Raw genomic sequence first — 13,958 nt, 5'->3', positions numbered from 1 at the left:
GCGAAGGGAACGGAAGTGAGTACTGCGAGCGAGTACCGCAAGGGCCTCGTCGGCCCGCCGGTCCACCCGCCCGACGGGGACACCGGCCCCCCGCCCGCCGAGCGGCCCGAGGAGCCCGGCCGCGGCTCGCTGGTGCGCGGGCTGGTCCGCCTGGTCAGACCGCACCAGTGGGCGAAGAACGCCGTCGTCCTGGTGCTGCCCCTGCTGGCCTCCGGCGCCTCGCCGTGGCCGGCCGTCGCCGCCGCCCTGCCCGTCCTGGTGCTGTTCGTCCTGGCGTCCTCGGCCACCTACGTCGTCAACGACCTCGCCGACCGGGAGCGGGACCGCCGCCACCCGGTCAAGCGCCACCGCCCGATCGCCTCCGGCGCCGTCCCCGTGCCGGCCGCCGTGGTGCTCGGCGCCCTGCTCTACCTCGCCCTGCTGGCCGGCTCGGCGACGGCGGGGGCCGCCGCCGTGCCGGTGCTGGCCTACGCCGTCACCAACGTCCTGTACAGCTTCGTGCTCAAGCACGTGTCGGTGGTCGACGTGTTCGTCATCGCCACCGGCTTCGTGCTGCGGGTCTGCGCGGGCGCCACGGCGGCCTCCGTCCCGATCTCCTCGTGGTTCCTGCTCTGCGTCTTCTCGGTCTGCATCCTGCTCGGCTTCGGCAAGCGCCGGCACGAGCTCAGCTCGGTCCAGGGCGGCCCCGCCGAACTGCACCGGCCGGCCCTGCGCTCCTACTCCGTCCCGTTCCTGGACAGCATGGTCACCTTCGCCGCCTCGGTGACGGTGCTCGCCTACGTGTCCTTCCTGCAGAGCGACGCCGCGGCCGGCAGCATGCGCCAGCTGCGGATCCTGCTCTCCACCCCGCTGGCGGTCTTCGCGATCGCCCGCTACCTCCAGATCCTGCTGGTCAGCGAGGGCGGCGGCGAACCCACCCGGACGCTCTTCACGGACCGGATCATGCTGGTGGTCGGCGGGCTGTGGCTGGCCGGCTTCGGCCTGCTGCTGGTGGTGCAGTCATGGTGACGCTCCCCCGGCGCCCCGCCCCCGCCTCCGCCCGGGCGCGGCTGCCCCGGCCCCGGCGCTCCTGGTTCCTCGCCGACCGGGCGGCCACCTGGCCGGTCCGGCTGCTGGCCGCGGCGAGCGGCGGCTGGCTGCTCTTCTGCGCCCTCCAGGAGGCGCTGACCGGCCGGGCCTGGTTCTGGGTCGTCCCCGGGGCCGCGCCGCCGCCGGTCCTGCTCGGCGTCCCCCTGCTGGTGCTGCTCGCCGCGCTGGCCGTCCGGCTGCGCCGCAGCCGCAGCCGGGTGCGCTGGCCCGCCGTCATGGGCGCGCTGTCGCTCGCCGTCGGGCTGGACCAGTCGGGGCTGACCCTGGCCGCGGTGACGGCCGACCGCACCGTGCCGCCGGGCGCCGTCCACGTCGTCGCGCAGAACACCGAGTACTGGGGCTCCGACGTGGACCCGGACCGGTTCTACGCCTACCTCAAGGCCCAGCACGCCGACGTGTACCTGCTCCAGGAGTACCTGCACTGGGACGACGCGGCCGGCGCGGACGGCGCCCGCGAGGTGGACGACACCGCCCGGCTGAAGCGCGAGTTCCCGGGCTACCAGGTCGTCACCCGGGGCGAGTTGGTGACCCTCTCGCGCTTCCCCGTGGTCGCGCAGCCGCCGGTCGGCCCGGACCGGCAGCTGCGGGCCGACGGGGAGGCCGACTGGTCGCGGGTCTTCGCCGGGGCCAAGGTGCTGCGCACCGACCTGGCGGTGAACGGCTCGGTGCTCTCCTTCTACAACGTCCACATGCTCGTGCCCGTCGCCCACGGGATGCCCCTCGGGGACTTCCCGGCCGACGTGCACCGCCGGCAGCGCGAGCGCCGGCAGCAGTTCGACGGGCTGCTCCAGGACGTCCGGACCAACCCCGCCCCGCTGTTCATCGCCGGCGACTTCAACACCAACGCCGGCATGGGCGACCTCAACGGGCTGCGCGGCCTCGCCCAGGACGCGGCGGACGCGGGCGACACCGTCCTGCCGATGTCCTGGGACGCCGGCAGCTGGCACGACTGGTGGCGCTTCGACTGGGCGTTCACCGCGCACGGCGCCCGGACCCACCGCTACGGGCTGAGCAGCCCCGAAGGCACATCCGACCATCTCCGCCAGGACGCCTGGATCTCCGGGCCGGCATCGGGAGGCACCCATGGCTGACGCACGACCCACGGTGTCGGTGATCATCCCCAACTACAACTACGAGAAGACCATCGCGGCGGTCGTCGAGTCCGCCCTGGCACAGAGCTACCCCGTGCACGAGGTGCTGGTGGTGGACGACGGCAGCTCGGACCGCTCCCCGGAGATCGTCCGGCGCTACCCCGTACGGCTGATCACCCAGCGCAACGGCGGGGTGTCCGTCGCCCGCAACCGCGGCGCGGCCGAGAGCACCGGGGAGATCCTGTTCTTCCTGGACTCCGACATCGCGCTGGACCGGGACGCCGTCGGCAACGCCGTCGCCCTGCTGGAGGAGCAGCCCGACCTCGGCTGCGTCCACGGCGTGGTCGGCAAGCGGGCGCTGTTCGACGACGGCCCGGTCGAGCGCTACCGCGTCCTGCACGAGTACTGGTGGCGCCGGCGCGCCACCGGCCGGGTGCGCACCGTCTTCTTCGCCATGTGCGCGATCCGGCGGTCGGTGTACGAGGAGGTCGGCCCGCTGGACGAGACCCTGCGGGAGTCCGAGGACGTGGAGTACAGCGAGCGGCTGGCGGCGAAGTACCCGATCCTGCTGACCGAGCGGATCACCGGCCGGCACGACGACGTGGAGCGGCTGGGCGCACTGCTCGCCGAGCAGTACCGGCGCTCGCAGCTGCTGGTGGCCTTCGCCGGGGCCCACCGCTTCAGCCCCGGGGCGCTCAAGGCGAACCGGATGCCGGGCGTGCTCGCCACCGCCGCCACCTGGGGCAGCCTGCCGCTGCTGCTGCTCACACCCAGGGCGGCCGTCCTGCCCGCGCTCGGCGTGGCCTGGTTCGCGGTGGCGGACCCGGGGCTGGCCCGGTTCGTGGTCCGCGACCAGGGGCTGCGGTACTACCCGGTCTTCGTCGGCTACCACTTCCTGCTGCACACCGCGCTGGTGGCGGGCGTCGCCCGCGGCGCGGTGCGGGCGCTCACCGAGCGCGGCTTCCGCCGGCCGCGGCCCGCGGCGTCGTGACGGCCCCGCCCGCCGGGCGCCGGCGCCTGCTGACCGCCGTCCTGCTGCTGGCCGGCGTCGCGGGCCTGGCCGCGGTCGCCCGCAACGAGGCCTGGAGCCTGGTGACCAGGATGGCGGACGGGCGCTCGCTGGCCCTGCTGGCGCTGTCCGTGCTGACGAACGTCGGCGGGCTGCTGCTCGGCCTGCTGTCCTGGCGGGTCGTCCTGGACGACCTGGGGCCGCCCGTCGGGCTGTTCGGCAGCGCCCGGATCTTCTTCTGCGGGCTGCTCGGCAAGTTCCTCCCGACACCGGTGTTCGGGCTGCTCGCGCACATCCAGCTGGGCGCCGAGTACGGGGCCACGGCCGGGCGGATGGTCACGACCTACGTGGTCAGCCTGGGCATCACCATGCTGACCGCCTGCCTCGCCGCGCTGGGCATCGCGCCCGCCGTGCTCGGCGGGAACACCTGGTGGCTGGCCCTGCCGGTGCTGGTGCTGCTCTGCTTCGTGGTCCGCCCCGGGCTGATCGGCGCGGCGGTGGAGCGCGGCGCGCGGCTGTTCCGCCGGCCGCCGCCGGCCGGGCGCACCTCGCCCCGGGCGGTGCGGGCCTCGCTGGCGCTGGCCCTGCTGTCCTGGTTCTCGGCCGGCCTGCACCTGTGGCTGGTCGTGGTCGCGCTCGACGGGCCGCCCGCCCGCTCGCTGGCGGCCTGCGTCGGGGGCTTCGCGCTCGCCACCGTCGCCGGCACGCTGACCGTCGTCCTCCCGGACGGCCTGGGCGCCCGGGAGATGGTCCTGGTGCTGTCGCTGTCGACGGTCGTCCCGGTCACCGAGGCCGGCGCCGCCGCGATCCTCTCCCGGCTGGTCTGCACGGTAGCCGAACTGGGCACCGCCGGGGTAATGATTCTGCTGACCCGGTCCCGGCGGGGAGCACCCCCGCCGGCGGCCGGCGACACCGCTGCCAACCCCCCTGAAGGGAAGACTGATGCACTACCGCAGCCTCGGAGTTGACGGCCGGTCGGTCAGCGCGCTCTGCCTCGGCGCGATGACCTTCGGCACCACCGTCGACGAGGAGACCGCGACGGCGATCCTCGACCGGTTCACCGAAGCCGGTGGGACGTTCATCGACACGTCGAACAACTACGCCTTCTGGGCACCCGGCGCCGACGGCTTCGAGAGCGAGGAGCTGCTCGGCCGCTGGTCGGCCCGCCGCGGCAACCGCGACGAGCTGGTGCTCGCCACCAAGGCGGGCGCCCGCCCGGTGCCCGGACTGCCCTTCCCCGAGCACTTCGAGGGCCTGTCCGCCCGCGCGCTGCGCGAGGCCGCGGAGGGCAGCCTGCGCCGGCTCGGCACCGACCGGCTGGACGTGTACTACGCGCACATGGCCGACCCGGGGACGCCGGTCGAGGAGACCATGGGCGCCTTCGCCGGGCTGGTCGCCGACGGCACGGTCGACGTGCTCGGCTGCAGCAACCACAGCGCCGCCGAACTGGCCGCCGCCAACGACCTGGCCGCCGGGCGCGACTGGCCCGGCTACCGGTGCGTCCAGCAGCGCCACAGCTACCTCCAGCCGCGCCCCGGCGCCGACTTCGGCGTCCAGAAGCACGCCGACGAGGCCCTGCTCTCGTACGTCGCGGCCCGGCCCGCGATGACGCTGCTCGCCTACTCGCCGCTGCTCGGCGGGTCCTACTGCCGCGCCGACCGGCCGCTGCGCGAGCAGTACGAGTGGCCGGCGGCGAAGGCCCGGCTGGCCGTACTGGCGGAGGTCGCCGAGGAGACCGGCGCCACCGTCAACCAGGTCGTGCTGGCCTGGCTGATCGGCCACCCGGTGCCGACCGTGCCGGTCGTCGGCGCCAGTTCGGTCGCCCAACTGGAGGAGAGCCTGGGCGCGTTGGACCTCGTCCTGGACGAGGAGCAGCGCCGGCGGCTGGACACCGCGGGCTGACCCCGCGCCCGGCCGCCGGGGCCTGTCGTGCGGGACAGGCCCCGACCCCCGTGGCCGGCCGGCTCAGAGCCAGCCCTCCTTCGCCGCGCGCACCCCCGCCTCGAAGCGGCTGCGCGCGCCCAGCCGGTTCATCAGCTGGGAGCTCATCCGGCGCGTCGTGCGCAGCGACAGCCCGAGGCGCCGGGAGGCCACCTCGTCGGTGCAGCCGATGCTGAGCAGGAGCAGCAACTCCCTCTCCTGGGGCGTCAGGTCGTGCTCGTCGCGGGTCGGCTCCTGGCCGAACGGCGTGCCCGCCGCCCAGAACTCCTCGAACAGCAGGGCCAGCGCGCCCACCACCCCCGGGGTCCGGACCTCCAGCGCGCCCGCGCGGCCGTCCCGCGGGTCGATCGGCACCAGCGCCGTCTCCCGGTCCACCACGACCAGCAGCAGCGGCAGGACGGGCACCGTACGGGCCTCGCCGCCGAGGCGGGTGAACCAGCGGACGTAGTCCAGCGTCGCCGGGTCGTTGCGGAAGCTCTCCTGGTACACGCTCCTGATCCGCACCCCGCGCTCCAGCGCCTGACGGTCCAACGGCTCGCTGGCGTCCATGGTGTCCGGCAGCTGGGCGCCGCCGGGCAGCAGGGACAGGCACTCGCGCGCGGCGGTGGAGGCCAGGTCCTCCAGCCGTCCGCGGACGGCGTCCAGCCCCTCCAGCCGGTGGATGATCTCGTGCCGCGAGGCCCGGTTGGCGTTGAACCGGGCGCTCAGCGCCGTCACCGCCTGCTCGGCGGACTCGATCTGCCGCTGGCGCCGGCTGAGGTCCGCGGTGGCCCGCGAGAGCAGGAACCCGAAGCCGACGTCCGGGTTGAACGGCACCGCGTCCACGCAGCCGTCCGCCAGGTCCACCAGGTCCAGTTCGGCCAGCTGGTTCAGTGCCGAACGCACCCTCTCCTCGCTCCATCCCAGCCGTTCGGCCATGTCGGCGACCCGGAACCCCGGTTCGTCCACCAGCAACCGGTACACCGCCTCGGCCGACGGTTCGATGCCCAGCACCTCAAGCACAGCACTTCCCCCGTGTGATCCTGCTCGATCCCTCAGGGAGGCTAAGCCAGCTCGCGGACTAGGTCTATACCAATTTTCGGGGACTTCCGCCGGGCCGGCCGGATCCCGCCCGTCCCGACGGGGGCGCGCACCGTGCCAAGTTCACGGTTTTCCACGATGCCCGGGCGTGGTGGCCGCGTGCCAGTCTGTGACCAACACCGCACCCCCGCCGCCCGGCCCGGGCGGACCGGTCCGCCCCGGGCGAACGGCCGTCCACGGGGAGCGTCCACCAGGAGGAGATTGTCATGAACAGGAGAATCGGTGCGGCTTCGCTCTGCGCCGCCCTCGCCGCCGCGATCCTCGTCGGCGCCACCACCCAGGCCAACGCCGCCGCGGCCTCTCCCGCCCCGGCGCGCGCCGCCACCGCACCGGCCGTCCAGGAGGGCGCGTCGGCGCAGGCGATCGACATCTGGCGGTGGGCCGGCCGGTACGAGTCGTACGCGGCGGCGCAGGCGGCGTACTGGGTGCTCTACGGCCTCGGGGGCGCCGTTCAGAACAAGATCGAGCAGGTCTGGATCGACCGGGGATGGCAGTACGACCTGTACATCCAGTGACCCCCGGGCGGCGGCCCCGCGCCGCGACGCCCCTCCGGACGGAAGCCCGGCGAGCGTGACACCCGTCCGCCCGCCCGACCTCGAAGAGAGCAGGTAGACATGCAGCGCACGACCTCCACGACAGCCCTGGGCCGTACGGCCGCCGGCGCCCTCACCGCCCTGCTGCTGGCCGCCGGTGCGGTCGCCCTCGCCCCGTCCGCGCAGGCCGCGACCGGACAGCCCGGGCCGCAGGCCTCCGCGGCGCAGCAGCCGGCCGCCGGGAGCGAGTCGGCGGGCGTGCCGCAGCTCGCCGCGCAGCGCTCCACCTCCGTCACCCTCGCCAACTCCACCGGGTCGGGCCTGACGAAGACGTGGGAGAAGCTCGACCACGGCTGCTGGACGAACGACATGCTGCCCTCCGACTACGTGCCCGCCGGCAAGTCGGCCACCTGGCAGAGCGAGTCCTGCGGCTTCGCGACCGGGACGGAGGGGAGCCTCACCTACGCGCTGGCGAACGGCGCCGGCGAGGTCAGGCTGCACTGGAACAACCCCTACTGGGGCAGCAACGGCTACAGCTGCGATGTCCCGGCCGGGTACGTCTGCTACCGGAGCGGCGGCAGCGGGGACAACGCCTCGGTGACGTTCACCGTCGGTCACGCGTACCGGGCCGCCGCCGCGGACGCCGCCGAGGCGCCCAGCCTCACCTCCGCCGCCCGCAGCACGTCCGTCAACCTGACCAACAACTCCGGGAAGCTGCTCACCCGTTCGGGTGCGAGCCTCCAGTGGGGCATCTGGTCCGACAACGGGATGCCGCCGTCCATCGTCCAGCCCGGCGTCACCGCGAAGTGGGCCAGCGAGTCGGAGGGCTTCATGACCGGCACGGAGGGCTCCGTCACCTTCGACGTGCTCGGGGAGCAGAACAAGGTGAGGGTGCACTGGAACAACCCGTACGCGGGCAGCAACAGCTACAGCTGTGACGCCCCGGCCGGGTACTCGTGCACCTGGCAGGGCGGCGGCGGCAACAACGCCTCGGTCTCCTTCACCCTGTCCAAGTCCTGATCGCACCGCGCCGCAGCGGCGCAACCCCCGCCCGGGCCGCGTGGCCGCGCACCCGGGCGGGGGGCGGGCGGCCCGCTACCGGCCCAGTACGGACACCAGTTGGGTGCGCCGGGCGATCCGCAGCTTCCGGTAGGCACTGGTGAGGTGGGTCTCCACGGTGCGGCGGGTGAGGCAGAGCGCGGCGGAGATCTGGGCGTTGGTGTGCCCGGCCGCCGCGAGTTCGGCCACCCGCCGTTCGGCGGCGGTGAGTCGGCGCCCGCCGCCGCTGCTGCGCACCCCGCCCTCGCGCAGCGCCCGCTCCGTGAGGCCGAGCAGCCGGCCGCCGACGCCCGGCCCGACGCCCGGCGCGGCGGGCACGGCGGGCACGGCGGGCACGGCCAGCCGCAGGGCCACGGCGTGCGCCTCGCGCAGGCAGTCCCGGCCCTTGCGGCCGTTGCCCGCTTCGAGGTGGGCCCGGCCGAGGTCGACCAGGACCTCCGCGAGCTCCACCGGCGCGGTGCCCGGCCTGAGCAGTTCGGCGCCCTCGACCAGCGCGCCCAGCGCCAGCCTGCCGCCCACGGCCGCGGCGTACGCCCGCAGCGCCCGGCCGACGGTGCGCGCGGTGCCCCAGGTCCGGGCGTGGCGCAGCTCCTCCTCGGCGAGTCCGCGGGCCTCCTCCCGCCGCCCGAGCCGCACCAGGGCGAGCGCCGCCCCGGAACGCCACGGCGTGGCGACGGGGCTGACGAAGTCGTGGGCGCCCTGGCCGGCCCCGCAGGCCAGGTACTCGTCCAGCGCCGCCTGCCAGTTGCCGTCCGCCGCGTGCAACAGGGCGCGGGTGTAGCCGAGTTCGTTCCACTCCCAGGAGTCGTCGCCGCCGGACGGGCCGACCAGGGCCACGGCCTCCCAGGCGGCGGCGCGCCGGCCGCTCTCGCACCGGGCCGTCGCCACCATGGCCGCCAGGTGCGGCAGTCGGACGCCCTGCCCGGCGGTCCCCTCCACCAGCGGGGCGTTCTCGGCGATGACGCGCTCGAACTGCCCCGCCCACAGCGCCGCCTCCGCGCGGACGCTGAGCAGGCACTGCACGCCGACGTCCGTCAGGTCCGGGGGGACGGGCGGGGCGGGCAGGCACAGGCCGGCCAGCTCGCGGGCCTCCTCCAGGCGGTCCGCCCACTGCAGCAGGGTGGCCGCGCTGCCGAGCCAGGCGGTGCGCAGGCGCGGGTCCACCGGCGCCGCCAGCCGCGGCCGGATCCGGGCGAGCGCCTCCTGCGCCGAGCAGAGGCCGGCGCCCGCCTCGTACTCGGTGATCAGCCCGCACACCAGCGGTTCGACGGACGGGGGCGCCGTCGGGGCGAGCGCGCGCAGGCCGGCCACGGCGGCGCGCCACGCGTCGTTGTCGTGCGAGGAGACGAGCGCGCCGAGGACCTCCAGCACCTGGACGAGCTGCTCGTCGTCGGCGGCCCGGCCGGCCCGGCGCAGCACCCGCAGGGCGCCGTCCGCGTCCCGCCGCGCGACGAGGGCCGCGCTGAGCGCCGCCGCGGCGCCGGCCCGGTCCCGGAGGTCGGTGTGCAGCTCCAGGCCGGTGTGGAGCCTGCGGATCCCGGCGGTCGCGTTGTTCGGGAGCTCCAGGGCACCGAGGCGCAGGGCGAGGTCGGCGCGCCGCTGCGGGTCGAGCGGGCCGCTCAGCGCGTGGCGCAGGTAGGCGGCGGACTCCGCGACGCGGCCGGCCCGCACCGCCTCCTCGGCGGCGTCGGCCAGCGCGCGGACCATCCACACCTCGCCGGGCCGGTCCACCAGCAGCAGCCGGGCGGCCACGGCCGTGGCCGGCGCGCCGCTCTCGTCGAGCAGTTCCGCGACGCGGCCGTGCAGTGCGGCGACCTCCTCCGGGGCCGCGGCGGCCAGGACGGCCTCCCGGGCGAGGGGGTGGCCCAGCAGCCTGGCCGCCCGGCGCACCGACCGTTCGCCCGGGGAGCGCCGGGACGGGCACAGCCGCGGGAGGTGCCGCCGCAGGTCCGGGCCGGCCGGCAGGCCCTCCCCGGCCGCGACGGCGAGGGCCAGGCAGGCCTGGCGCAGGCACGGATCCGCCCGCCGCAGCCAGTCGGCGATGGTGGCGCGGTAGTGGTGGTGCGCCCGGGCGGACGGCGGGCCGGGCGGCCGGTCGCCGCCGAGGTCGGCGACGAGCGCCCGCACCAGGGCCGGGTTGCCGACGCCCGCCTCGACGCAGGTCGCGGCGGACCGCTGGTCCAGGCCCGCGGCCCGGGCGATCCGCAGCACCGCGCGGGCGCTGAGCGGTCGGAGGGTGGCGGACGCGCCGGTGGCGGGCGGGAGGGCAGCCGCACCGCTCGGGTCGGCGCGCTCGGTGGCCAGCAGCAGGACGGGGAGTTCGGCGAGGCGGCGGGCGAGGTAGCCGATCCAGCGCCGGGACGGCGCGTCGGCGTGCTGGAGGTCGTCCACCGCGAGCAGGACCGGCCGCTCGGCGGCCGAGCGGGCCAGCCGCGTCACCAGCCGGTGGAACAGCCGCTGTTCCTCCGGCCCGGCCGGAGCGGAGAAGGGCACGGCCCCGTCGGCGAAGAGCTGCCGGACGAGCCCGAACGGGAACGCGCTCTCCTCCGGTACGCCGCGCGCCCGGATGACGCGCATGGCACCGTCGGCGGCCTGCCGGCGGACGATCGCCTCCAGCGCGCTGGTCCGTCCCATGCCGGGCACCGGCGCCGAGAGCAGGAGCCAGCGCCCGCCGCCCGCCCGCGCCGATTCTCCTGCCGACGCGGCCATGTCAAATACCTCGTCGCGCTCAAGGAGCATCCGTTCCCCTTCCCACCCTGTTCCGTCCGGCGGGCCCCACCCGGGCCCGCCTCCCCGTCCGGACACGTCCCGCCGGCATTCACCGGAGCCGGATTCGCGGGGGAAAAGCCGCACCGACCCTTCCCGTCTCGATCCTCACCCAGTATCGACACGAACCGACTCGCCGCACCGAAAACGGCGCGATCACGATCGTCCGGGAGCCTGATCCCGCCGCTTTTATCACGTTTCACACACGAACTATCCGCCCTCGGCGAGGCGGCCCTGCCGCTCCGGGCCCGCCTGCGGTTGTGAAGCTCATCCTCGACGTCCCCTACTCACCCGTTTCCTGCGGGCTCGCGGAAATGATCGGCATGGGCCGTGGCGTATTCCGGGGACCGGTCCGAGGCTCGGCGCCCATCACCGCGCCTGCTGCGGATGGAGCTGCTGCGGGCCCGTGGCGGCCGACTGCTGATCCTCCATGGGCCCGTCACCCCCGGGCCTGGACATCACTCACAGCCACGCCGCTCGTGGTGGCGGAACCGGGAGTCCGGGACACGCCGCCCCGGTCCTCGTGTTCAGCGAGCCCTGCGCTGGACCGGGACCGCAGGGGCGCCCTGGCCGCCGTCGAACGGCTGGCAACGGCAAGGGGTGGTCGGTGCACGGCGGGACAGAGTACCCGCCACTCCGCGGTCTGCCGTCCATCGCCGATCGCAAGGTCCCCGCTGGGACCGGGTGTGCCCTGGCGGGGCTGCAAGAAGGGCCTGCCGCGGAAGGGACCGGAAAGGCGCCCGGCAGGAGACCTGGTGAGGGACGAGGCGGCCCGGCCGGCGGCGGGTGCCGCGAAAAAGGCGAAGGGGTGTCCGTGGCTGGCTGCCACGGACACCCCTGTCGGGTGGTGCTGCTGCCTCAGCTGTTGTTGCGGCGGCGCCTGCTGAGGGTGAGGGCGAGTGCGCCGAGGATCAGCAGGGCTGCGCCGGTGCCTGCTGCGGCGAGGACGGCGGTACCGGTGCGGGCGAGGATGCCCGAGGGTCCGCTCGGCGCGGGGGCCGCCGGGTTCTGCGGGCCGGGCTCGGGGTTGCCGGGCTCGGGGTTGCCGGGCTCGGGGTTGCCGGGAGCCGGGGGCTCGGTGGGCGGCGGGGTGGCCCCGGGCAGCGGGTGGTCGGTCTCGCAGGCCTTGTCGGCCTCGCAGTGGCCGCGCTTGTCGTCGGGGGTGGTGACGACGTTGTGCAGCCGGGCGTCACCGCTGCCGGTGACGGTCACGGAGTAGGTGATCGTGGCGGTACCGCCGACCGGCAGGTCACCGGTCCAGGTGAGCCTGCCGTCCTTGACCTCGGCCGTGCCAGTGCTGGCCTTGGCGTCGCCGTTGTACGTGGCGTCGTCCAGGACCTTCGACAGGTCGTCGGTGACGGTCGCGCCGGTGACGGCGCCGGCGCCCTGCTGCTTCACGGTGACGGTGTAGGTGACCTTGTCACCGACCTGCACCGTCGAACCCGACTTCGGGTCCGCGGACTTGCCGAAGACGTACGTCCCGTAGGTGTGGTCGGTCTCGCAGCCGGTCTGCTGCTCGCAGTGGCCGCGCTGGTCGGTGGAGGTGACGGAGTTGTGGAGCTTGCCGTCACCGGTGCCGGTGACGGTCACGGAGTAGGTGACGGTGGCGGTGCCGCCGGCCGGCAGGTCGCCGGTCCAGGTGAGCCTGCCGTCCTTGACCTCGGCCTTGCCGGTGCTGGCCTTGGCGTCGCCGTTGTACGTGGCGTCGTCCAGGACCTTCGACAGGTCGTCGGTGACGGTCGCGCCCTGGATCGCGGCCTTGCCGTGCTGGGTGACGGTGACGGTGTAGGTGACCTTGTCACCGACCTGCACGGTCGAGCCGGACGTGGGGTCGGCGGCCTTGGCGAAGACGTACGAGCCGTAGGGGTGGTCGGTCTCGCAGGCCTTCCCGGTGTCGCAGGTGCCGCGCTTGTCGTCGGGGGTGGTGACGACGTTGTGCAGCCTGCCGTCACCGGTGCCGGTGACGGTCACGGAGTAGGTGACGGTGGCGGTGCCGCCGACCGGCAGGTCACCGGTCCAGGCGAGCCTGCCGTCCTTGACCTCGGCCGTGCCGGTGCTGGCCTTGGCGTCGCCGTTGTACGTGGCGTCGTCCAGCACCTTCGACAGGTCGTCGGTCACGGTGGCGCCGGTGACGGCGCCCGCGCCCTTCTGGGCGACGGTGACGGTGTAGGTGACCTTGTCACCGGTCTTCACCGCAGAACCCGACGCGGGGTCCGCGGACTTGGCGAAGACGTACGTCCCGTAGGCGTGCTCGGTCTCGCAGGCCTTGTCGGCCTCGCAGTGGCCGCGCTTGCCGTCGGGGGTGGTGACGGCGTTGCCGAGCCTGCCGTCACCACCGCCCGTCACGGTCACGGAGTAGGTGATCGTGGCGGTGCCGCCGACCGGCAGGTCACCGGTCCAGGCGAGCCTGCCGTCCTTCACCTCGGCCGTGCCCGACGACGCCTTGACGTCGCCGTTGTAGGTGGCGTCGTCGAGGACCTTCGCCAGGTCGTCGGTGACGGTGGCGCCGGTGACGGCGCCCGCGCCCTTCTGGGCGACGGTGACGGTGTAGGTGACCTTGTCACCCACCTGCACCGTCGACCCCGACCTCGGGTCCGCGGACTTGCCGAAGACGTAGGTCCCGTAGGTGTGCTCGGTCGTGCAGCCGACGGCGGTGTCGCAGGTGCCGCGCTTGCCGTCCGGCGTGGTGACGGCGTTGCCGAGCCTGCCGTCACCACCGCCCGTCACGGTCACGGAGTAGGTGATCGTGGCGGTGCCGCCGACCGGCAGGTCACCGGTCCAGGCGAGCCTGCCGTCCGTCACCTCGGCCGTGCCGGTGCTGGCCTTGACGTCGCCGTTGTAGGCGGCGTCGTCCAGCACCTTCGCCAGGTCGTCCGTGACGGTCGCGCCGGTGACGGCGCCCGCGCCCTGCTGCTTCACGGTGACGGTGTAGGTGACCTTGTCACCGACCTGCACCGTCGAACCCGACTTCGGGTCCGCGGACTTGCCGAAGACGTACGTCCCGTAGGTGTGGTCGGTCTCGCAGCCGGTCTGCTGCTCGCAGGTGCCGCGCCGGTCGGTGGAAGAGACGGAGTTGTGCAGCTTGCCGTCTCCACCGCCGGTGACGGTCACGGAGTAGGTGATCGTGGCGGTGCCGCCGGCCGACAGGTCGCCGGTCCAGGTGAGCCTGCCGTCCTTGACCTCGGCCGTGCCGGTGCTGGCCTTGACGTCGCCGTTGTAGGTGGCGTCGTCCAGGACCTTCGCCAGGTCGTCCGTGACGGTCGCGCCGGTGACGGCGCCCGCGCCGTGCTGGTTCACGGTGACGGTGTAGGTGACCTTGTCACCGACCTGCACGGTCGAGCCGGACGTGGGGTCCGCGGCCTTGGAGAACGTGTACCAGCCCGTCTCGTG

9 protein-coding genes and 1 pseudogene are annotated in these 13,958 nt (G+C 74.7%); 7 read left to right on the top strand and 3 right to left on the bottom strand.

The window, feature by feature from the left end:
- Window positions 1-15 precede the first annotated feature (15 nt).
- From ACH5AR_RS28255 to ACH5AR_RS28235, 5 genes are read left to right on the top strand one after another with little or no spacing between them, the layout of a single operon-like run.
- Window positions 16-1,008, top strand: coding sequence for a decaprenyl-phosphate phosphoribosyltransferase (locus ACH5AR_RS28255; RefSeq protein ID WP_396304344.1), 993 nt, complete (start codon window positions 16-18; stop codon window positions 1,006-1,008).
- Window positions 1,002-2,180 carry an endonuclease/exonuclease/phosphatase family protein gene (locus ACH5AR_RS28250; RefSeq protein WP_396304343.1) on the top strand — a complete coding sequence of 393 codons (1,179 nt, stop codon included), beginning with the start codon at window positions 1,002-1,004 and terminating at the stop codon, window positions 2,178-2,180. Before ACH5AR_RS28255 ends, ACH5AR_RS28250 begins: the two co-directional genes overlap by 7 nt.
- Window positions 2,173-3,171, top strand: coding sequence for a glycosyltransferase family 2 protein (locus ACH5AR_RS28245; RefSeq protein WP_396304342.1), 999 nt, complete (start codon window positions 2,173-2,175; stop codon window positions 3,169-3,171). The genes ACH5AR_RS28250 and ACH5AR_RS28245 overlap by 8 nt, the downstream gene beginning before the upstream one ends.
- Complete coding sequence (locus ACH5AR_RS28240; RefSeq protein WP_396304341.1) at window positions 3,168-4,157, top strand: YbhN family protein; 990 nt, start codon at window positions 3,168-3,170, stop codon at window positions 4,155-4,157. Before ACH5AR_RS28245 ends, ACH5AR_RS28240 begins: the two co-directional genes overlap by 4 nt.
- Window positions 4,132-5,091 carry an aldo/keto reductase gene (locus ACH5AR_RS28235; protein WP_396304340.1) on the top strand — a complete coding sequence of 320 codons (960 nt, stop codon included), beginning with the start codon at window positions 4,132-4,134 and terminating at the stop codon, window positions 5,089-5,091. The genes ACH5AR_RS28240 and ACH5AR_RS28235 overlap by 26 nt, the downstream gene beginning before the upstream one ends.
- A 63-nt stretch (window positions 5,092-5,154) precedes the next feature.
- On the opposite strand, the gene ACH5AR_RS28230 is transcribed toward ACH5AR_RS28235, so the two are convergent.
- Window positions 5,155-6,132, bottom strand: a complete 978-nt coding sequence (locus ACH5AR_RS28230) for a LuxR family transcriptional regulator (RefSeq protein WP_396304339.1) — start codon at window positions 6,130-6,132, stop codon at window positions 5,155-5,157.
- Between the two features lie 284 nt (window positions 6,133-6,416).
- Between ACH5AR_RS28230 and ACH5AR_RS28225 the strand changes: the two genes are divergently transcribed.
- Window positions 6,417-6,725, top strand: a complete 309-nt coding sequence (locus ACH5AR_RS28225; protein WP_396304338.1) for a hypothetical protein — start codon at window positions 6,417-6,419, stop codon at window positions 6,723-6,725.
- 99 nt (window positions 6,726-6,824) lie between these two features.
- On the top strand, window positions 6,825-7,763 hold the full coding sequence (locus ACH5AR_RS28220; protein ID WP_396304337.1) for an aegerolysin family protein: 939 nt from the start codon (window positions 6,825-6,827) through the stop codon (window positions 7,761-7,763).
- A gap of 75 nt (window positions 7,764-7,838) precedes the next feature.
- On the opposite strand, the gene ACH5AR_RS28215 is transcribed toward ACH5AR_RS28220, so the two are convergent.
- On the bottom strand, window positions 7,839-10,541 hold the full coding sequence (locus ACH5AR_RS28215) for a LuxR C-terminal-related transcriptional regulator (RefSeq protein WP_396304336.1): 2,703 nt from the start codon (window positions 10,539-10,541) through the stop codon (window positions 7,839-7,841).
- A gap of 885 nt (window positions 10,542-11,426) precedes the next feature.
- Window positions 11,427-13,958, bottom strand: a pseudogene (locus ACH5AR_RS28210) (internalin); the annotation flags it as partial.

Source organism: Kitasatospora sp. NPDC018619, assembly GCF_044391605.1.
GTDB lineage: Bacteria > Actinomycetota > Actinomycetes > Streptomycetales > Streptomycetaceae > Kitasatospora.
The sequence above is the reverse complement of the archived record's forward strand: the minus strand, read 5'-3'. Positions and strand labels throughout refer to the sequence as shown.